Genomic DNA, 19172 nt, shown 5'->3' with positions numbered 1-19172 from the left:
CCGCAACGAGACAATCTTTTTTAATTATACAGTAATGCGAGTAGGGAGAATTAGCGCAGCGAAGCGAATTTACAATCTAATGATTATTTAATTTGGAATTTAAATCAAAGTTATAAATTTGTTATTGCAACAATTGTTTGTAATCGTCGTTGTGTGTATTACGGAATAATAATCTTAATTTTAAAACAAAGTACTAAAACTAAAAAACTAAAAAAAATGGCAAACGCACCAAAACCAACAACAGTTAAAAAAGAAGGTTCATCTTCAGCTTCAAATTTATTCGCGACGTTAACTATTCCAATTTGTATTATTATCGGAATTTGTGTTTACAAATTTATTTTTGGAGACAGGGGAAATTTCATCGGCGGAGCTGACCCTGATTTGCATGAAACTCTTCCATTGCCGGGTAACTATATGGGAATGGCTTATAAAGGAGGGGTTATCGTACCTGTTCTATTGGGTATGTTCCTGATGGTTATTGTGTTCTCTATAGAGCGCTCTATTGTAATCAGTAAAGCAACTGGTAAAAGCAGTCTTGATTCTTTTGTGAAAAAGATCCAGGGTCTTCTGAATTCAAACAATATCGAATCTGCTCTTGCGGAGTGTGATAAACAACAAGGTTCTGTTGCGAATGTAATTAAATCTGGATTGAGGAAATATCGTGAGATGGAATCAGAACAAAATATGGATACTGATCAAAAATGCCTGGCTATCCAGAAAGATATTGAAGAAGCAACTACATTGGAAATGCCAATGCTGGAGCAAAACTTAACCGTAATCGCTACTTTGGTTTCAGTAGGAACACTAACAGGACTATTGGGTACAGTAACGGGTATGATCAAGGCCTTCGGTGGTTTGGCTAACTCTGGTGCTCCGGATCAGGCGGCTTTGGCAACTGGTATTTCTGAGGCCCTTATCAATACAGCTACGGGTATCGGTACATCTACTTTTGCAATTATCATGTATAACATCCTTACTTCGAGAATTGATAAGTTAACTTACGCAATCGACGAAGCAGGTTTTAGCATCATCCAGACTTACGCCAGCACGCATAAATAAAAAATATTATTTTTTTTACCGGCTTTTATGGAAAACCGGGTGAATTAACATCATTAGTAAAAAAATAAGTAATTTTTAAAGTTATGCCAAGAGCAAAGGTCCAGAGAAAGAGCACTTCGATTGATATGACCGCCATGTGCGATGTGTCATTCCTGCTGCTGACTTTCTTTATATTAACAGCAACCGCGCGCCAGCCCGATCCTTTGGATATCATTATCCCAAGTTCGACTTATAAGATTAAAGTGCCTGATAAGGATATAGGAATATTATCAATAGGAGGAAAAGGAAAAGTTTTCTACGAGATAGTAGGTCAGGATGTAAAAGTTGCTACCCTCGACAGAATAGGTAAGGAATATAACATTTCATTTACCCCTGAGGAGAGAAAACGCTTTGGAGTTCTGGGTTCATTCGGTGTTCCAATTGAAAGCTTGAAGCAATTCATCGCAATGGATGCTGAACAGAGAACAAAATTTGCTGAACAAAGCGCTGGTATTCCGTCAGATTCTACCAATAACCAACTTGCACAATGGATCATGCAAAACCGTCATGCAGTTGCTGAGCTTCATAATGAACCTCTGAGAATCAGTATAAAAGGGGATGCCGAGGAAGAATATCCTACTGTTAAGAAAGTAATAGATATTCTTCAAAAGCAAAAAATTAACAAATTTAGTTTAATTACTTCAGCCGAAGGCGGAAAATAAAAACATATTATGGCAGAATTAGATACCTCCAGCGGGGGAGGGAAAAAAGGCGGCGGTAAAGTAAGAACCAAGAAAGCAAATACTAAAGTGGATTTAACCGCTATGGTTGACCTTGCATTCTTATTGATTACTTTCTTTATGCTAACCACCTCCCTGTCAAAGCCGATTGCGATGGACATTGCAAAACCGGACCAAGAGGACAATGAAGTAAGGAATGAACTTCGTGCATCACAAACTATGACCATTCTCCTTGGAGAGAAAAACAAAGTGGCCTGGTATATGGGCGAGGCAAAGGATGCAAAACCTGTTATTGAAAGCTTCGCCGAAGTGAGGAGGTCCTTACTCAAGAATAAAGAGGAAGTGAAAAATAAAACAGGCAGGCAAATCGTTGTCGTTGTAAAACCAACAGATGGAGCTACGTATAAGAATTTTGTTGATATAATGGATGAGCTGAACATTGCCGCCATTAAAACAGCCCCTGCAATTGATGATGTAAATATTCTCGATAATGAGAAGCAATTCATGAGAGAAGGTGGGATATTAAAATAGATATAAACAAAAGTAAAATATTAAGCTATGTTTGGTTCAAAAATAGATTTATTTAAAAGGGATTGGCTTGATGTTGTATTTGCTAACAAAAACAAAAGCTACGGTGCCTATGAGCTTCGTCAGCGTAGTGACGCAAACACAACTAAATCATTACTAATAGCGTCATCGTTATTTGTATTGGTGTTCTTGTCCCCTAAAATTGCGGAGTTGGTGACACCACCGCCTCCGGAAGATGAGATTGTTAAACAGGTAGAGGTTGTTGTGCAGCCTCCCCCTCCGGTAAATCCGGAGACTCCGCCTCCACCACCGCCACAGCCACCTCCACCAAAGCAGGATCAGATTAAGTTCCCTCCTCCGATTGTGAAGCCGGATGAGCTGGTTCGTGACGAGGAACCTGTGGAGATTGAAGATTTAAAAAAGGCTGATCCAGGTCAGAAAACTGTAGCCGGAGATCCTGATGCTGATATCGTTATTGCAACAGCGGCTGGAGATGGTCCTAAGCAAGCAGCAGTGGTAGAAGATACAAAGGTTTACGATTTCGTAAGTCTTGAGACTCAGCCAACTTTCCCGGGTGGTATGGATAAATTTTATGCTTATGTTCAAAAAGCTGTAAGATACCCTGCTCAGGCTCAGGAAAATAACATTCAAGGTAAAGTATTCTTATCTTTTGTTGTAGAGAAAGACGGTAGCTTAACTGACATCAAGGTCGAAAGAAAACTTGGGGGTGGTACGGATGAAGAAGCAATGAGGGTGCTAAAGGCTAGTCCAAGATGGATTCCTGGTGTTCAGAATGGTAAAAAAGTTCGTGTTAAGTATAACATTCCAATCAGTTTTACCTTATCTCAATAAGAAGAAAAAATGTTTAGTTTAAAAGCATTTAAACAGAAATCGCCTCAACAGCGATTTCTGTTTATTTTAGGGCTAGTCATGTTCGCTTTCTACCTGGTGCTGGGTTTCACACTGATTTTGTGGACGGATATGCCGGTAGATATTGAAAGAAAATACAGGATACTGCTTGGATGCGTATTGATTGTATATGGTGTGATCAGGTTTACCCGAGTGATTAAACAAGACAATAATTAGAATGAAGAATCTTATATTAGCTTTTTTGTCGTTATCAATTGTTGCTTGCTCAGATTCTTCCAAAAAAAATACTGTTGTTCAAACCAGGACGTCCGGTACAGTAAAGATACTTGTTGATGAATCATTTTCTTCAATTATTGCTGATCAGGTTGAAGTGTTTAACAGCGATTATAAAGATGCGGAGTTTAACATTTCAGAAGACAATGAAAATAAAATTGTTCCAGCTTTTTTGAACGACAGCATGGGGGTGATTATCTTGTCCAGAAGACTAAGACCGGATGAAGAAAAAATATACCGGAACAGAGGTATTATTCCTAAGACATCGCGATTTGCGATTGACGGTATTGCTTTGATCACTGGAAAGGATAACATTGATAGTAATATTACCGTTGAACAAGTAATAAGTATATTAAAAGGAGCGGATACCAAAGGAAAAAATCTGGTATTTGACAACGCTTATTCAAGCACGGTAAGGTATTTTAAAGAGCTGGCACAAATTAAGGAACTTCCAAAAACGGGTGTATATACTTTAGAGGATGATAATGACGTTATAAAATACGTAGGGGAAAATAAGAACTTTATTGGTGTTGTTGGTGTTAATTGGTTAATAGCCAATAATTCCAATATGTCTCCTTATATTGGGAAGGTGAAAATGATGGGCGTGAAAAATATAAAGGGAAAAAAAGGAGATGATGCCTTCTATACACCTAAACAAGTTAATCTGATCAATGGTATTTATCCATTTTTAAGAAACGTTTATATTATAGATTGTGAAGGTAGGGATGGTTTGGGTACTGGATTTGCAAATTGGTTGATGAGTCCTCGTGGACAGCTAATTGTACTCAAATCCGGACTAGGCCCGCATAAGATCGTCCCCCGGGAATTTAACTTGAAGAATAAGAACTAAATTTTATATTTGAGGAACAGAGTTTGGATGCTATAATGAAATTTATAAATTTTTAACTATTAATAATTAAAATAACGAACCGTGAAGTCTGCTAATCAAGCTTCATAACAAATTAAATACTAATATACGAACCATGAAAATGACAAAGAAAGCAATAACCTTAGGTTTAGGTTTAGTAGTGATAGGTTCTGCCTCTTTTGCTCAGAGCTTAGATGATGCGAAGAAGGCGATAGATGCCGAACAATACCAAAAAGCCACTTCAATGCTGAAGACTTTAGTGAAATCTAAAGCCAGTGATGGCGAAAATTACTTTTATTTAGGTAACGTCTATTTAAAAAGAGATTATTTAGATTCTGCGAGAGCAGCATTTACTCAGGGAGTAGCTGCAGAAGCAAAAAACCCGTTAAATTATGTGGGTTTAGGTCAGGCTGATTTGATGTCTAATAATGCGACGTCTGCCAAAACAAACTTTGATAAGGCAATAGATGTTGCATCGAAAAAGGATTATATACCTTATTTGTATATAGGTAAAGCGCATATCGCGATAGAAAAACCTGATTTTGCTGCTGCACTGCCTAATTTGCAAAAAGCTGACGAATTAGATGAGAAAGACAAAGATCCTGAAACGTTTGTTGCTTTAGGAGATTTTTATGCGCTTCAACGGAAGAACTCGGAAGCTCTGCAAAATTATATGCGCGCGCTGAGCATCAATCCTGCTTTATACAGATCTACAGTTCAAATCGGAAGAATGTATAAAGAGTCAAGGGCTTTTATTGAAGGAGAAACTGAATTGAAGAATGTGATTGCTGCCGATGCTAATTATGGCCCAGCTTATCGTGAGCTTGCAGAATTGTACAGACAGTGGGCTGATTTTGAGCCGGCAAGTGCTGCTACAAAGAATGCGGATGCGATTACAAATTATAAAAAGTATCTTGATCTGACTGATAAGTCTTATGAGTCAAGGATTAGGTACGCGCAAATCTTGTTCTATGCTAAGGACTATAAGACATTGGAACAAGAGACTACTGAACTGGCAGCGATGAATCCTAATGATCCTAAGAACTTAATTGTTTTAAGGCTTCGTGGATATTCATCTTTTGAGAATAAGAATTACCCTCAGAGTTTGCAGTTCATGAACGATTTCTTTGCAAAGGTTAAGGATACCACACGTATAATTTCAGAGGATTATCTGTACTTAGGACAAGCCCAGTTACAAAATCAACAAGATAGTTTAGGAATAATAAACATAACAAAGGCGTTGGTTAGGGATTCTTCGAAGTCAGTAATCCTGGCGGACCTGGCGAAAACCTATTTTGATGCCAAAGATTACGAAAAAGCCATGAATACTTACGCGGTTGCCAATAGATTCAATCCGAACGGAAAGGGTTCTGCCTATAATTTTTACTATCATGGCGTAGCCGCTTATTACTTCTATGCTAAAGGTCTAAATGCTAAAACGAATCCTTCTAAGGACATTTTAGTTAAGGCAGATTCATCTTTCTCTACCTTGGCTAAACTATCTCCAAGTACTATCGATGCATATTTATGGCGTGCCAGAGCCAATTATTTGCTGGACAGTGACACAGATCCGAAGGGGCTGCAAATTCCATTCTATCAGCAATATCTAGATTCAGCCGAAGCTCATGTAGAGAAGCAAACTCCATTGATGAAAAAGTATATGGTAGAAGCTTATAATAACATCGCCGGTTATGCGCTTTATAAAGAAGATAAAGAAAAAGCAAAGTTATATTGGGATAAGGCACTAGTTCTTGATCCTGCAAATGCAACTGCAACTGAAGGAATTAAATCTCTGACAGCACCAGCACCAAAAGCTACAACTAAAGCAGTGCCTAAGAAAAAATAATAAATTTTGGATAAAAGAAAAAGGCGGGGTTGCTATCCCGCCTTTTTCTTTTATTTTTGCAGCATAATAACATACAAATGGAAACTCAAAGTGTGCCGGTAGATTTTTTGCCCATTATATTTCAAGTCATTGTTGCCTTAGGATTTGTTGTCGTTACATTAATTACAACTCATTTCCTGGGGCCTAAAAGAAGGACTGAAGATAAACTGTCTACATTTGAAGCCGGTATTAAAGTAGTAGGTAATGCACGTCAACCCTTTTCTATTAAATATTTTTTGGTAGCGATCTTATTTGTGCTGTTTGATGTCGAAGTCATTTTTATGTATCCTTGGGCTGTCAATTTCAGAAACCTCGGAATGTCAGGGATGATTGAAATGTTCATCTTTATGGGAACATTACTTCTGGGCTTCATTTATGTCATAAAGAAGAAGGCTCTGGATTGGAATTAAGCTATTTAGATCGTTTCTAAATGACGCCTCTTTAATCCTTTTGCTTTTAAAAAATTGTAGATTTGTGGTTCATTCTTTACCGGAATGAGCCTTTTTTGTTTTATATCATGAGTGACATCAATATTGTAGAAGCGCCTCCGGGCATAGAAGGGTCCGGCTTTTTTGCCACTTCCTTAGATAAGGTTATCGGCCTTGCCCGTTCTCATTCATTATGGCCTTTACCTTTTGCCACGTCCTGCTGCGGAATTGAATTTATGGCGACGATGGGTTCGCATTATGATTTTGGTCGTTTTGGTTCTGAGAGATTAAGTTTCTCGCCGCGTCAGGCAGATCTTCTGATGGTTATGGGTACTATAGCAAAAAAAATGAGTCCCGTTTTAAAGCAAGTTTATTTGCAAATGGCAGAACCCCGGTGGGTAATGGCTGTTGGGGCTTGTGCTTCAAGCGGCGGCATTTTTGACACTTATTCTGTATTACAGGGTATTGATGAAATTATTCCGGTAGATGTATACGTTCCGGGTTGCCCTCCAAGGCCAGAAGCTATTCTGGATGGATTTGGCAAGATACAGGAACTGGTAAAAAATGAATCTTCGAGAAGAAGGAATTCTGATCAATATAGAGATATGTTAGCTTCATACGGGATACAATAATGGCAGACATTACAAACCAAGAATTAACAGCCTTACTGACTGAAAGATTTGGAGATAAGATCTCCGGGGTTAATGAGCCTTATGGACTCCTTACGTTTGAGACAACTAAGGATGTAGTGATTACTGTTTTGGAATTCTTAAAGCAAAACAGCCTTGCTAATTTTAATTTCCTTACAGATATAACTGCGGTGCATTATCCGGGTAGAAAGCACGGGATCGCTGTGGTTTATCATTTGCACAGCATGGTTAAACGCATTAGGGTCAGGGTAAAGGTATTTATTGATGAACACCATCCTGAGATTCCTACGGCCACTACCTTGTGGAACAGTGCAAACTGGATGGAAAGAGAGACTTACGATCTTTTTGGAGTTAAGTTTGAAGGGCATCCGGATCTGAGAAGAATATTGAATATGGACGAGCTTGGTGTTCATCCGATGCTCAAACAGTATCCCCTGGAAGATCCAAATAGGGTAGATAAAAAAGACGAATACTTTGGTAGATAAGAACATATGAATCACAATCAGCCAGTAGAGACAGACAATGATCCGCAAAATGAATTGGTAACCCTGAACCTTGGGCCAACTCACCCGGCTACACATGGTGTTTTCCAAAATGTTATTCAGTTGGATGGTGAACGTATTGTTAGCGGGATTTCCACTATTGGATACATTCACAGGGCATTTGAGAAGATTGCCGAGCATCGCCCTTTCTATCAGATCACTCCATTAACTGACCGGTTAAATTACTGTTCATCGCCGATTAATAATATGGGATGGCATATGACAGTCGAGAAACTGTTAAATATCCAAACGCCTAAACGCGTTGACTATTTAAGGGTGATCATCATGGAACTGGCGCGAATATCTGACCACATCATCTGCAATACAATTATCGCACAGGATACCGGGGCAACAACAACATTCCTTTACCTTTTTCAGTTCAGGGAACATATATATGAGATCTATGAGGAGATTTGCGGTGCCCGATTAACAACAAATATTGGTCGTATCGGTGGCTTTGAGCGCGATTTCAATGAGATTGCTTTTGCAAAGATCAATAAATTCTTAAAGGAGTTTCCGGTAGCATTACAGGAATTTGAAAGCTTACTTAACCGCAACAGGATCTTTATTGACCGTACCGCTAAGGTGGCGGAAGTTTCTGCGGAGAAGGCTTTGGATTATGGCTGGACAGGCCCTTTATTGCGCTCAGCTGGTGTAGATTATGATGTAAGAGTGAGTGATCCTTATTCTTCCTACGAAGATTTTGATTTCGAGGTTCCCGTTGGGACAAGCGGCGACATATATGACCGTTATCTGGTTCGCAATGAGGAGATGTGGCAAAGCATCAGACTGATTGAACAGGCTTTGGAAAAGATAAAACATGAGCCTGCGGGAATATTTCATGCCGATGTGCCCGAGTTTTACCTGCCGGCCAAGGAAGAGGTTTATAACAATATGGAAGCCTTGATCTACCACTTCAAAATTGTGATGGGAGAAATAGATGCACCTAAAGCGGAAGTTTATCATTCCGTAGAAGGCGGAAACGGGGAGCTTGGTTTTTACCTGATCAATGATGGGGGAAGAACTCCTTATCGCTTGCACTTCAGAAGGCCTAGTTTTATTAATTATCAAATGTTTGCTCCCATGAGTAAAGGCATGCTGCTTTCAGATGCCATTATCAACATGAGTAGCATGAATATTATTGCAGGAGAATTAGATGCTTAAAGTAGAACAACAACAACCTGTAGAATTTTCATCAGCCTTAATAGCTAAGTTTGATGAGATTGTTAAAAGATATCCGGAGGGAAAGCAGAAATCGGCTTTGCTTCCTATACTTCATGAGGTTCAGGCAGAGCTGGGATGGTTGAGCAATACTGCTATGGACAAGGTAGCTGATTATCTTAACATTTTACCCATTGAAGTTTACGAAGTCGCTTCCTTTTATTCTATGTATTTCTTAAAACCCCAGGGAAAATACATGCTTGAAGTATGCAGGACAGGGCCTTGTTGTTTAGTCGGTGCTGAAAAGCTGATGAACCATATTGAGCATCGTCTCGGTGTTAAGGAAGGGGAGGTCACCGGGGATGGTTTATTCAGCTGGAGGGGAGTGGAATGTTTGGCTGCATGCGGCTATGCTCCCGTATTGCAGATTGGCCCCGAATATACATTTTACGAAAACCTGAATGAACAGAAGGTTGACGAATTGATAGAAGACTTACGCAAAAGATAATGGCTCGTAAACTATTATTAGAACATATAAACGTACCGGGCATCAATACACTTGATGTTTACCGCCAGAAAGGTGGTTACCGTGCCGTTGAAAAAGCTTTAAAAACGCTAACACCTGATGAAGTCGTTGAAGAAGTCAAAAAATCAGGTCTGCGCGGTCGGGGAGGAGCAGGATTTCCAACTGGAATGAAGTGGAGCTTTCTGGCGAAACCTGAAGGTGTTGCACGTTATTTGGTTTGCAATGCGGATGAATCAGAGCCAGGAACCTTTAAGGATCGTTATTTAATGACATATATTCCTCATGCATTGATAGAGGGGATGATCGTTTCCAGTTTTGCATTAGGAGCTAATACGTCTTATATTTATGTAAGGGGCGAAATGATGCCTCAAATCCGCATCCTGGAAAAAGCAATTGCTGAAGCAAAAAATGCAGGACTGCTGGGCAAAAATATTTTAGGATCAGGTTATGACCTTGAATTGTATGTCCAGCCGGGCGGTGGTGCATATATCTGCGGTGAAGAAACTGCACTGCTGGAGTCATTGGAGGGTAAACGTGGCAATCCAAGGATCAAACCTCCGTTTCCTGCAATTGCCGGATTATATGGTTGCCCAACTGTGGTAAACAATGTGGAATCTATCGCGGCTGTAGTCCCTATCATCAACGACGGTGGTGATGAATATGCCAAGATCGGAATTGGTCGCAGTACGGGTACGAAACTGATCTCTGCTTCAGGCAATTTAGTGAAGCCGGGTGTGTATGAAATAGAGCTTGGCCTTCCAGTTGAAGAATTTATCTATTCTGATGAATATTGCGGCGGGATAGCAAATGGAAAAAGGTTGAAGGCTACGGTAGCCGGAGGATCTTCAGTGCCTATTTTACCTGCGAATCTGACGTTGAAACTCGCTAATGGGGAACCAAGGTTAATGAGTTATGAATCGCTTTCCGAAGGTGGTTTTGCAACAGGTACTATGCTTGGTTCGGGCGGCTTTATCGCTTTTGATGAAGATCAGTGTATTGTAAGAAATACATGGAACTTCTCCCGGTTCTATCATCATGAAAGTTGCGGTCAGTGTTCCCCTTGCCGGGAAGGTACCGGCTGGATGGAAAAAGTGCTGCACAGATTAGAATATGGACATGGTAAGATGAGTGATATTGATCTTTTGGTAGATGTATCAAAAAAGATTGAAGGAAATACGATCTGTCCACTAGGTGACGCGGCAGCCTGGCCGGTTGCAAGTGCCATAAGACATTTTAGGGATGAGTTTGAGTGGCACGTGAAAGAGCCGGTTAAAAGTCTAGATACTAATTATGGTTTGGCAAATTATGCTGAGCCAATTGCGAAAGCAGAAGTTACGACAGGAGATTAACGATCATGAGTGATAAAGTTAAGGTAACCATAGACGGGATAACAGTAGAAGTTGCACCCGGTACAAGTATTCTAAATGCTGCGAGACAGATAGGCGGAGATATCGTGCCTCCGGCAATGTGCTATTATTCTAAGCTAGAAGGGAGTGGGGGAAAATGCCGTACCTGCATTGTGAAGGTCAGTAAAGGATCTGAAAAAGACCCGCGTCCGATGCCAAAACTTGTAGCGTCATGCCGTACAACAGTTATGGACGGGATGGAAGTACAGAATATTACTTCTCCGGAGGTCATTGAAGCACGCAGTGGGGTTGTGGAAATGTTGCTGATCAACCATCCTCTGGACTGCCCGGTTTGCGATCAGGCAGGTGAGTGTGACCTTCAGAATCTTGGGTATGAACATGGTTTGCAAAAAACCAGGTATGAATTTGAACGCAGAACTTTTGAGCGTATAGATATTGGAGATAAGATACAGCTGCACATGAACAGGTGCATATTGTGTTATCGCTGTGTTTTCACTGCCGACCAGATCACAAATAAACGTGTCCATGGTATTTTGAACCGCGGTGACCACTCCGAGATATCTACCTATATCCAAACGGCGGTAGACAATGACTTTTCCGGAAACGTCATTGACGTATGTCCGGTTGGAGCCCTTACGGATAAAACCTTCCGGTTTAAAAACCGGGTTTGGTTTACTAAGCCTATCGATGCACACAGAGATTGCCCGACATGCAGCGGAAAAGTGACCTTATGGTATAAAGGGGAAGATGTTCTTAGGGTTACCGCCCGTAAAGATATCTATGGAGAGGTCGAGGAGTTCATTTGTAACACCTGCAGATTTGACAAAAAGAAAACAGCCGATTGGACCATCGAACACCCAACCCACATTAGTGATGCTTCGGTTATAGCTTCCAATCATTACGAAACATTAAAACCACTTCCAGTGATTCAGGACAATGCTAAATTGCAACTGGCTAACAAAGTTGAACTAGAAAAAACCACTAAATTCTAATGGATATAGCTTTTGTAATAGAAAAATTTATACTGGTTACGATCATATTTGCCATTAGTTTACTAATCGCTATGTATTCGACATATGCAGAGCGTAAAGTAGCCGCTTTTTTGCAGGACAGGCTTGGTCCCGACAGAGCCGGACCTTTTGGGATCCTTCAGCCGCTTGCTGATGGGGTGAAAATGTTCATGAAGGAGGAAATCATTCCCTCCAATGCCAGCAAATGGTTGTTTATGGTTGGGCCTGGCCTGGCCATGCTTACTGCTTGCATTGGAACAGCGGTCATACCCTGGGGCAGTGCAATCACTATTGGCGATAGGATTATTCCGTTGCAGGTCACAGATATAAATGTTGGGATTCTTTACATTTTTGGAGTAGTTTCATTAGGTGTTTACGGAGTGATGATTGGCGGCTGGGCATCAAATAATAAATATTCCTTATTGAGTGCCATACGTGCTGCTTCTCAAAACATCAGTTATGAAATTGCGATGGGACTCTCTATCATTGCTTTGCTGCTGGTAACCGGCACGATGAGTCTTAAGGAAATTGTTGAGCAGCAACATGGGTGGCATTGGAATATATTGTATCAGCCATTGGGTTTCCTGATCTTTATGGTCTGTGCCTTTGCTGAGACTAACAGAGCACCTTTTGATTTGCCGGAATGTGAAACTGAGCTTATTGGCGGGTATCATACGGAATATTCTTCTATGAAACTTGGGTTCTACCTGTTTGCAGAATACATCAATATGTTTGTATCCTCAGCGGTAATGGCGACATTATATTTTGGCGGGTACAATTACCCGGGCATGGATTGGGTACTACTGCATACCGGACCTATAATAGGCCCGTTGATTGGAACCTTAGTGTTCTTTATTAAAATATTTACATTTATATTTTTCTTCATGTGGGTGCGCTGGACAATTCCACGCTTCCGTTATGATCAGCTGATGCATCTGGGCTGGAAGGGGTTAATTCCCCTTGCTATTGCCAACATCATCATTACAGGCATTGTAATTGCAATAATTGAAAAGTTTTAACCCGCATTTGCGGATAATAATAAGGAGGTTTAATGGAACCATTAACCAGTAAAAAGAAAGTACTAGCACAAAAACCACTGTCATTTGCAGAGCGTATGTATCTGCCTGCGATACTAAAGGGTTTGACTGTTACCATAAGCCATCTTTTTAAGAAAGAAGCAACGATAAGATATCCTGAACAGGAACGGGAATTCTCGACCAATTTCAGGGGAATGCATTCCTTGAAAAGAGATGAAAGCGGGAGGGAACGCTGTACCGCCTGCGGTCTTTGCGCATTGTCATGTCCTGCAGAAGCCATCACCATGATTGCCGCTGAACGTAAACCTGAAGAGAAAGATCTGTACAGGGAAGAGAAGTACGCTTCAGTATACGAGATCAACATGTTGCGCTGTATATTCTGCGGATTATGTGAAGAGGCCTGTCCGAAAGAAGCAATTTACCTTGATGGTCCGATAGTACCCGCCGATTACCTGCGCAAAGATTTTATTTATGGCAAAGACAAACTGGTCGAACAGCCATTGAATAATAAATTATAGTAATAAAATAAAATGTCATTGCAAGGAACGAAGCAATCCTAAGCAACAGACTTAAAGATGAGATTGCTTCGTGCCTCCTAATGAGGTGGTGAAAAATAAACTAAACAAGAAAATTAATGGGTACATCAGTATTCTATTTTGTAGCAACATTAAGCGTGATTTTTTCACTGCTGGTGATCTTTTCAAAGAACCCGGTGCACAGCGTGCTTTACCTGATCCTCACATTCTTCACCTTTACCGTTCATTATGTGTTGCTAAACGCACAATTTCTGGCAGTTGTGAACTTCATTGTTTATATGGGAGCTATTATGGTACTTTTTCTTTTTGTGCTTATGCTCCTGAACCTCAATAAAGACAATGAACCGTTGAAGTCAAATATGGTGAAGATCGTTGGCGTAATAGCCGGATGCTGTTTGCTTGTAACACTTATCGGTTCTTTAAAAGCAACCGCTGTTTCGGACCCGGTACTTTTGCGAAACCCCGACCTTGGATTGTTAAAGAATTTAGGAAAGGAGCTTTTCGGTCCGTTTATGCTGCCATTTGAATTGTCGTCCATATTGCTGCTCTCGGCAATGGTAGGTGCTGTATTGTTAACTAAAAAAGAGAAAGTATAGTGGAAAACATGACTCATCAATTACAGGGAGTACCGCTCAACCATTACATATGGCTAAGTGCAATTATTTTCACCATTGGGGTTATTGGCGTACTGACACGCAGAAACGCAATCGTGATCTTTATGTCGGTTGAGCTGATGCTGAATGCAGTAAACCTGTTGCTTACAGCTTTTTCTGTACATAGCAATGATCCGTCAGGACAAGTATTTGTATTTTTCATCATGGCACTGGCCGCCGCAGAAGTTGCAGTCGGGCTAAGTATTATCGTCATGGTCTACCGAAATACACAATCCACAGATATTAATGTATTAAACCGCCTTAAGTGGTAAATAAGAATAAGTTATAAGATGATAATAGATTTAGTTTGGCTGGTTCCTTTAATTCCCCTTATTGGTTTTATACTTAATGGGCTGGGCAGAAACACCTTTTCAAAAGGACTAACAGGTTTCATCGGAAGTGGAGTGATATTCATTTCTTTTGCAATAAGTGTCGGTATTTTTTTAGCACTGGGATCTGACCCTGTTAAATCTCATGAAATATTCCTTTTCGACTGGATAAGTGCGGGCAGCCTGCATATTCCGCTTTCTTTCCTGGTAGATCCGCTAAGTTCTATCATGTTGCTGATCATTACAGGAGTAGGCTTTCTGATCCATATTTATTCTATCGGATATATGCATGGCGACGAAGGATTCGGTAAATTCTTCAGTTACCTGAACCTGTTTATCTTTTTCATGCTGCTGCTGGTCTTAGGATCTAACTATATCGTAATGTTTATTGGCTGGGAGGGGGTGGGCTTATGCTCTTACCTGCTTATCGGATTTTGGTATACCAACAGCAATTACGCATCAGCAGCAAAAAAAGCCTTTGTGATGAACCGGATCGGTGACCTGGGATTTTTGCTGGGTGTATTCTTTATCTTCACGACCTTCGGAAGTGTAGAATTCTCAAAAATATTTCCCCAGGCTGCAAACATGCTGCCGGGTAACTCCACGATTGCGCTTATCGCGCTGTTATTATTTATAGGTGCCTGCGGTAAATCAGCACAATTGCCGCTGTTTACCTGGTTACCTGATGCAATGGCTGGCCCAACGCCGGTATCTGCGCTGATACACGCTGCAACCATGGTAACTGCCGGTATTTACATGATTGCAAGATCAAATATTTTATTTGACCTTGCCCCGATGATCCAGCACATCATAGCGATTGTTGGTTTGGCGACTGCAATTGTAGCGGCCATTATAGCATTGACGCAAACCGATATTAAAAAAGTTCTGGCGTACTCCACAGTATCCCAGCTTGGGTATATGTTCTTAGGCCTCGGAGTTGGGGCATATGACGGCGCTTTCTTTCACGTGATCACCCACGCATTTTTCAAAGCATTGCTATTTTTGTGCGCAGGGTCAGTTATCCACGCATTACACCATGAGCAGGACATGAGACATATGGGCGGGCTTCGTAAGAAACTGCCGGTTACTTTCATCACGATGCTTATCGGAACGATTGCCATAGCAGGTCTGCCACCGTTTTCCGGCTTCTTTTCTAAAGATGAAATCCTGGCGCATGTTTATACGCACGACAAATTGATGTGGGGAATCGCCGTCTTTGGGGCCTTCCTGACAGCATTTTATATGTTCAGGATGTTGTTCCTTACATTCTATGGAAAATACCGCGGCACACACCATGCAGAAGAGAAAATTCATGAATCACCGGGCTCTATGACCATTCCGCTAATTGTACTGGCAGTATTGTCTGCTGCAGGAGGGATAATTGGTATACCAGAAGTTTTAGGCGGAAGCCACTGGTTGTCACACTGGCTTGCCCCGGTAATACATCATACTGCTGAATCACCCGATCATGCCACAGAATATGCATTAATGGCTGTTTCAGTAATAGGTGTTTTGATTTCAATTGGAGTAGCTTATTCCAGGTATATAGGGAAAAATCACATCCCCGCACCTGATGAAGCCAAACGGTCCTTGCTTGCAAATTTGTCCTATAACAAATTTTATTTTGACGAGATCTATGATGCGCTGATTAGAAAACCACTGGACATCCTCTCCGGATTTTTCTACAGGATCTTTGACAATAAGATTGTAGACGGCATTGTAAACGGACTAGGCTGGGGGACATCTGAAGCCAGCAAAGGATTGCGATTGGTACAATCAGGAAATGTTGGCTTTTATATCTTTATGATGGTGGTAGGAATCATCTCATTGTTATTGTATACTTATTTATCGCTATAAAGAACGTTCAAGAAAAGATAATGGAACAACTTTTACTACTTCTTATATTTTTACCATTGGTTGGTGCCCTGGCTGCAGCCCTTTCCGGCAATGCCGCAAAACACGTTGCCCTGGCATCTTCTATTGTTTCCCTGGCACTTGCACTGATCACAATATGCAATTTTACACCAGATGCCAGCACACAATTTATGGTAGATCAACCCTGGATCCGGGAACTCGGCATAAATTTCCACGTTGGGATTGATGGAATAAGCATAATTACCGTGTTGCTAACCAATGTTTTGGTGCCCCTGATCATTCTGGCAGGCTATCAGCACAATTATAAAAGTCCAAATGCATTTTTCGCACTTATTCTGTTTATGCAAAGTGGCTTGCTGCTGGTATTTACAGCATTGGATGCATTTTTATTCTACATCGGCTGGGAGGCCGCGTTAATACCAATATATTTCATCTGTGCCGTTTGGGGCGGCAAAGACCGAATCAAGGTAAACATGAAGTTTTTCGTATATACCATTGCAGGCTCTTTATTCATGCTGCTGGGTATCATTTATTTATACCTTCAGAATCCTGCAAAGAATTTTGACATACAAGCTTTTTATAACCTCAATCTTGATTTTACTCAGCAAGCCTGGATATTTTGGGCCTTTTTTGTTGCCTTTGCGATTAAAATGCCCATATTTCCTTTTCATACCTGGCAACCGAACACCTATACCGAAGCTCCTGCGGTTGGTACCATGCTCTTATCAGGCATCATGTTAAAAATGGGTATTTACGGAGTGATCAGGTGGTTACTTCCGATAGTCCCGTTAGGCGTGCAGGAATGGGGGCATACAGCCATTATTCTTTCTGTCATTGGCATTGTTTACGCATCATTAATCGCTTTCACTCAGAAGAATGCAAAAAAGCTGGTGGCCTATTCTTCAATAGCCCACGTTGGCCTGATCAGTGCCGGTATCTTTGCCCTGAACCAACAGGGGATGCAGGGGGCAATAGTCCAGATGTTGAGTCACGGAATCAATGTGGTAGGCTTGTTTTTTGTGCTGGATATCATTTCCAGTCGTCTAAAAACAAATAAGATAAGCGAACTTGGAGGAATTGCAAAACAGGCCCCTCAGCTTGCTATAGTAGCGCTTATTATAGTTTTGGGAACAGTAGCGCTACCAGGAACAAATGGATTTATCGGAGAATTTCTTTTATTGGTAGGCGTATATCAATACAACGTATGGATCGCTGTATTTGCCGGCCTTACGATCATTTTTGGTGCTGTATACATGCTGAGGATGTACCAAAATATCATGCTGGGTAAAACGAATGACCTTACCGTAAGCTTTACAGATATCAAGGGATCTGAAAAAGTAGTTTTATATACAGTTTGTGCACTGGTCATCTTACTCGGCGTATATCCTAAACCCGTCCTTCAATTATCAGAAGCGTCGGTGCAACATTTAATAGAACAAGTAACACAAAAATTAACATTGGTAAATTAAGCAAATGAATATCATTATAACAATTACTGTTACAGCTTTAGTAGTGCTTTATGCAGGTTTGTTTAAAGCCAAAAAGGCGCTATTAACCATTACGCTGATTGGTTTGCTTACCGCACTTGCCTTTGTTGTGACTTCCTGGAATACCAGTCAGACCTATTATGGAATGATGCAAATGGATAATTTTGCATTGGCATTTTCCGGTATTACCATACTTGGCACATTGTTTATATTTCTGCTTACTCAAAATTACTTTGCAGCCGACAGCGAAAATACTGCCGAATATTTTACACTGATCCTTTTTGCATTGGCCGGGATCATCATTATGCTCTCCTATCAGAACATGTCTATGCTGTTCATTGGAGTCGAGATCATGTCTGTGAGTTTATATATCCTTGCGGGGATCAGGAAGAGTAATTTCGCTTCAAATGAAGCTTCTCTAAAATATTTTCTGATGGGTGCTTTCTCCACCGGATTTCTGCTGTTCGGCATTACATTGATCTATGGTGCTACAGGGTCATTTGACCTAACAGTCATCAATCAGTATCTTGTGAGCAACTACAAGACAATCTCACCGATGTTTTATCCCGGAGTGATCCTTTTAATCATTGGCCTGAGTTTTAAGATCGGTGCGGCCCCATTCCATTTCTGGGTTCCGGACGTTTACGAAGGATCTCCCACACTGATCACAACATTCATGTCGACTATAGTCAAAACCGCTGGGTTCGCTGCCTTCATTCGTTTGTTTGCAGACGCTTTTGCGCCGCTTCACGATTTCTGGCTGCCGCCGCTTCTTGTTATTGTGTGTCTGACATTGTTCATTGGCAATGTGACTGCATTATTCCAGAAAAACTTTAAAAGGATGCTTGCCTATTCCAGCATTTCTCATGCAGGCTACCTCTTGTTTTCGTTAGTAGCCCTGACTTCAAGTTCATCCAATAATGCACTCGTCTATGCAGCAGCCTATACCTTCGCCAGCATTATCGCTTTTGCAGTACTGATCCTGGTTAAACAAAAGACAGGTAACGATCATTTTGACAGCTTCAATGGCCTGGCAAAGCGGAATCCATTGACAGCGCTGGTCTTAACGGTAGCCATGCTTTCCCTTGCAGGTATTCCTTTAACAGCCGGTTTTATTGGGAAATACCTGATGTTCTTAAACGTAATGAATGAATACCAGACTTACCTGGTAGCATTTGCGATATTGAATGCCCTTGTTGGATTTTATTATTATTTCAAGGTGATTGTGGCCATGTACTTCAAAGAAGGAGCGGAACTTCAACTGGAAACACCAATCCAATACAAGGTAGTATTGGTGCTTTCTCTTGCAATTACACTTTTCCTCGGAGTTTATCCTGCCGTAATTTTAAATTTAATATAAAGGTTTCTG

The 19172-nt window shown here is 40.9% G+C and carries 21 protein-coding genes; all 21 read left to right on the top strand.

Annotation, left to right across the window (positions count from 1 at the left end; genetic code table 11):
- Positions 1-216: 216 nt before the first annotated feature.
- The 21 genes from QEP08_RS19710 (at position 217) to QEP08_RS19610 (ending at position 19163) form a co-directional block, all read left to right on the top strand.
- A complete protein-coding gene (locus tag QEP08_RS19710; RefSeq protein ID WP_285060410.1) occupies positions 217-1059 on the top strand; it encodes a MotA/TolQ/ExbB proton channel family protein in 843 nt (280 codons plus the stop codon).
- Between the two features lie 83 nt (positions 1060-1142).
- Complete coding sequence (locus QEP08_RS19705) at positions 1143-1760, top strand: ExbD/TolR family protein (protein ID WP_285060409.1); 618 nt, start codon at positions 1143-1145, stop codon at positions 1758-1760.
- A gap of 9 nt (positions 1761-1769) precedes the next feature.
- Positions 1770-2309: an ExbD/TolR family protein gene (locus tag QEP08_RS19700; protein ID WP_285060408.1), complete on the top strand. Its 540-nt coding sequence runs from the start codon at positions 1770-1772 to the stop codon at positions 2307-2309.
- A gap of 27 nt (positions 2310-2336) precedes the next feature.
- The gene (locus QEP08_RS19695; RefSeq protein ID WP_285060407.1) at positions 2337-3158 is read left to right on the top strand and encodes an energy transducer TonB; all 822 of its coding nucleotides are present in this window, start codon (positions 2337-2339) and stop codon (positions 3156-3158) included.
- A 78-nt stretch (positions 3159-3236) separates the two neighbouring features.
- A complete protein-coding gene (locus tag QEP08_RS19690; protein ID WP_285060405.1) occupies positions 3237-3392 on the top strand; it encodes a hypothetical protein in 156 nt (51 codons plus the stop codon).
- Position 3393: 1 nt separating this feature from the next.
- A complete protein-coding gene (locus QEP08_RS19685) occupies positions 3394-4299 on the top strand; it encodes a PstS family phosphate ABC transporter substrate-binding protein (protein WP_285060404.1) in 906 nt (301 codons plus the stop codon).
- A gap of 133 nt (positions 4300-4432) precedes the next feature.
- Positions 4433-6163, top strand: a complete 1731-nt coding sequence (locus QEP08_RS19680; RefSeq protein WP_285060403.1) for a tetratricopeptide repeat protein — start codon at positions 4433-4435, stop codon at positions 6161-6163.
- Positions 6164-6240: 77 nt separating this feature from the next.
- Positions 6241-6612 (top strand): NADH-quinone oxidoreductase subunit A, encoded by a 372-nt coding sequence (locus QEP08_RS19675; protein ID WP_285060402.1) that lies wholly within the window; start codon positions 6241-6243, stop codon positions 6610-6612.
- 107 nt (positions 6613-6719) lie between these two features.
- Positions 6720-7262: an NADH-quinone oxidoreductase subunit B gene (locus QEP08_RS19670; RefSeq protein WP_285060721.1), complete on the top strand. Its 543-nt coding sequence runs from the start codon at positions 6720-6722 to the stop codon at positions 7260-7262.
- Positions 7262-7765, top strand: coding sequence for an NADH-quinone oxidoreductase subunit C (locus QEP08_RS19665; RefSeq protein ID WP_285060401.1), 504 nt, complete (start codon positions 7262-7264; stop codon positions 7763-7765). The genes QEP08_RS19670 and QEP08_RS19665 overlap by 1 nt, the downstream gene beginning before the upstream one ends.
- 6 nt (positions 7766-7771) lie before the next feature.
- The gene (locus QEP08_RS19660; RefSeq protein ID WP_285060400.1) at positions 7772-8986 is read left to right on the top strand and encodes an NADH-quinone oxidoreductase subunit D; all 1215 of its coding nucleotides are present in this window, start codon (positions 7772-7774) and stop codon (positions 8984-8986) included.
- Positions 8979-9491 carry an NADH-quinone oxidoreductase subunit NuoE family protein gene (locus tag QEP08_RS19655; protein WP_285060399.1) on the top strand — a complete coding sequence of 171 codons (513 nt, stop codon included), beginning with the start codon at positions 8979-8981 and terminating at the stop codon, positions 9489-9491. Before QEP08_RS19660 ends, QEP08_RS19655 begins: the two co-directional genes overlap by 8 nt.
- Entirely contained in the window at positions 9491-10858 is a 1368-nt protein-coding gene (gene nuoF, locus QEP08_RS19650) for an NADH-quinone oxidoreductase subunit NuoF (RefSeq protein WP_285060397.1), read from the top strand. Before QEP08_RS19655 ends, nuoF begins: the two co-directional genes overlap by 1 nt.
- A gap of 5 nt (positions 10859-10863) precedes the next feature.
- Entirely contained in the window at positions 10864-11868 is a 1005-nt protein-coding gene (locus tag QEP08_RS19645) for an NADH-quinone oxidoreductase subunit G (RefSeq protein WP_285060396.1), read from the top strand.
- Entirely contained in the window at positions 11868-12905 is a 1038-nt protein-coding gene (gene nuoH / locus QEP08_RS19640) for an NADH-quinone oxidoreductase subunit NuoH (protein WP_285060395.1), read from the top strand. The genes QEP08_RS19645 and nuoH overlap by 1 nt, the downstream gene beginning before the upstream one ends.
- A 32-nt stretch (positions 12906-12937) precedes the next feature.
- Positions 12938-13441, top strand: coding sequence for a NuoI/complex I 23 kDa subunit family protein (locus QEP08_RS19635; protein WP_285060394.1), 504 nt, complete (start codon positions 12938-12940; stop codon positions 13439-13441).
- 116 nt (positions 13442-13557) lie between these two features.
- The gene (locus QEP08_RS19630; RefSeq protein WP_285060393.1) at positions 13558-14055 is read left to right on the top strand and encodes an NADH-quinone oxidoreductase subunit J family protein; all 498 of its coding nucleotides are present in this window, start codon (positions 13558-13560) and stop codon (positions 14053-14055) included.
- 8 nt (positions 14056-14063) lie between these two features.
- Positions 14064-14384: an NADH-quinone oxidoreductase subunit NuoK gene (nuoK, locus tag QEP08_RS19625; RefSeq protein ID WP_431844621.1), complete on the top strand. Its 321-nt coding sequence runs from the start codon at positions 14064-14066 to the stop codon at positions 14382-14384.
- 21 nt (positions 14385-14405) lie between these two features.
- The gene (gene nuoL, locus QEP08_RS19620) at positions 14406-16298 is read left to right on the top strand and encodes an NADH-quinone oxidoreductase subunit L (protein WP_285060720.1); all 1893 of its coding nucleotides are present in this window, start codon (positions 14406-14408) and stop codon (positions 16296-16298) included.
- Between the two features lie 20 nt (positions 16299-16318).
- Entirely contained in the window at positions 16319-17785 is a 1467-nt protein-coding gene (locus QEP08_RS19615) for a complex I subunit 4 family protein (RefSeq protein WP_285060391.1), read from the top strand.
- 4 nt (positions 17786-17789) lie between these two features.
- Positions 17790-19163, top strand: a complete 1374-nt coding sequence (locus tag QEP08_RS19610) for an NADH-quinone oxidoreductase subunit N (protein ID WP_285060390.1) — start codon at positions 17790-17792, stop codon at positions 19161-19163.
- The last annotated feature ends 9 nt before the right edge of the window (positions 19164-19172 follow it).

The sequence above is a fragment of the Pedobacter ginsengisoli genome, from assembly GCF_030244015.1.
Classification (GTDB): Bacteria; Bacteroidota; Bacteroidia; order Sphingobacteriales; family Sphingobacteriaceae; genus Pedobacter; species Pedobacter ginsengisoli.
Note: the sequence above shows the minus strand (reverse complement) of the source record. Positions and strands in the feature narration are given on the sequence as shown.

What these genes read in the sequence shown, in the direction of transcription:
- QEP08_RS19710 (WP_285060410.1), top strand. Translation starts at nt 217, where the DNA reads ATGGCAAACGCACCAAAACCAACAACAGTTAAAAAAGAAGGTTCATCT.
- QEP08_RS19705 (WP_285060409.1), top strand. Translation starts at nt 1,143, where the DNA reads ATGCCAAGAGCAAAGGTCCAGAGAAAGAGCACTTCGATTGATATGACC.
- QEP08_RS19700 (WP_285060408.1), top strand. Translation starts at nt 1,770, where the DNA reads ATGGCAGAATTAGATACCTCCAGCGGGGGAGGGAAAAAAGGCGGCGGT.
- QEP08_RS19695 (WP_285060407.1), top strand. Translation starts at nt 2,337, where the DNA reads ATGTTTGGTTCAAAAATAGATTTATTTAAAAGGGATTGGCTTGATGTT.
- QEP08_RS19690 (WP_285060405.1), top strand. Translation starts at nt 3,237, where the DNA reads ATGTTCGCTTTCTACCTGGTGCTGGGTTTCACACTGATTTTGTGGACG.
- QEP08_RS19685 (WP_285060404.1), top strand. Translation starts at nt 3,394, where the DNA reads ATGAAGAATCTTATATTAGCTTTTTTGTCGTTATCAATTGTTGCTTGC.
- QEP08_RS19680 (WP_285060403.1), top strand. Translation starts at nt 4,433, where the DNA reads ATGAAAATGACAAAGAAAGCAATAACCTTAGGTTTAGGTTTAGTAGTG.
- QEP08_RS19675 (WP_285060402.1), top strand. Translation starts at nt 6,241, where the DNA reads ATGGAAACTCAAAGTGTGCCGGTAGATTTTTTGCCCATTATATTTCAA.
- QEP08_RS19670 (WP_285060721.1), top strand. Translation starts at nt 6,720, where the DNA reads ATGAGTGACATCAATATTGTAGAAGCGCCTCCGGGCATAGAAGGGTCC.
- QEP08_RS19665 (WP_285060401.1), top strand. Translation starts at nt 7,262, where the DNA reads ATGGCAGACATTACAAACCAAGAATTAACAGCCTTACTGACTGAAAGA.
- QEP08_RS19660 (WP_285060400.1), top strand. Translation starts at nt 7,772, where the DNA reads ATGAATCACAATCAGCCAGTAGAGACAGACAATGATCCGCAAAATGAA.
- QEP08_RS19655 (WP_285060399.1), top strand. Translation starts at nt 8,979, where the DNA reads ATGCTTAAAGTAGAACAACAACAACCTGTAGAATTTTCATCAGCCTTA.
- nuoF (WP_285060397.1), top strand. Translation starts at nt 9,491, where the DNA reads ATGGCTCGTAAACTATTATTAGAACATATAAACGTACCGGGCATCAAT.
- QEP08_RS19645 (WP_285060396.1), top strand. Translation starts at nt 10,864, where the DNA reads ATGAGTGATAAAGTTAAGGTAACCATAGACGGGATAACAGTAGAAGTT.
- nuoH (WP_285060395.1), top strand. Translation starts at nt 11,868, where the DNA reads ATGGATATAGCTTTTGTAATAGAAAAATTTATACTGGTTACGATCATA.
- QEP08_RS19635 (WP_285060394.1), top strand. Translation starts at nt 12,938, where the DNA reads ATGGAACCATTAACCAGTAAAAAGAAAGTACTAGCACAAAAACCACTG.
- QEP08_RS19630 (WP_285060393.1), top strand. Translation starts at nt 13,558, where the DNA reads ATGGGTACATCAGTATTCTATTTTGTAGCAACATTAAGCGTGATTTTT.
- nuoK (WP_431844621.1), top strand. Translation starts at nt 14,064, where the DNA reads ATGACTCATCAATTACAGGGAGTACCGCTCAACCATTACATATGGCTA.
- QEP08_RS19615 (WP_285060391.1), top strand. Translation starts at nt 16,319, where the DNA reads ATGGAACAACTTTTACTACTTCTTATATTTTTACCATTGGTTGGTGCC.
- QEP08_RS19610 (WP_285060390.1), top strand. Translation starts at nt 17,790, where the DNA reads ATGAATATCATTATAACAATTACTGTTACAGCTTTAGTAGTGCTTTAT.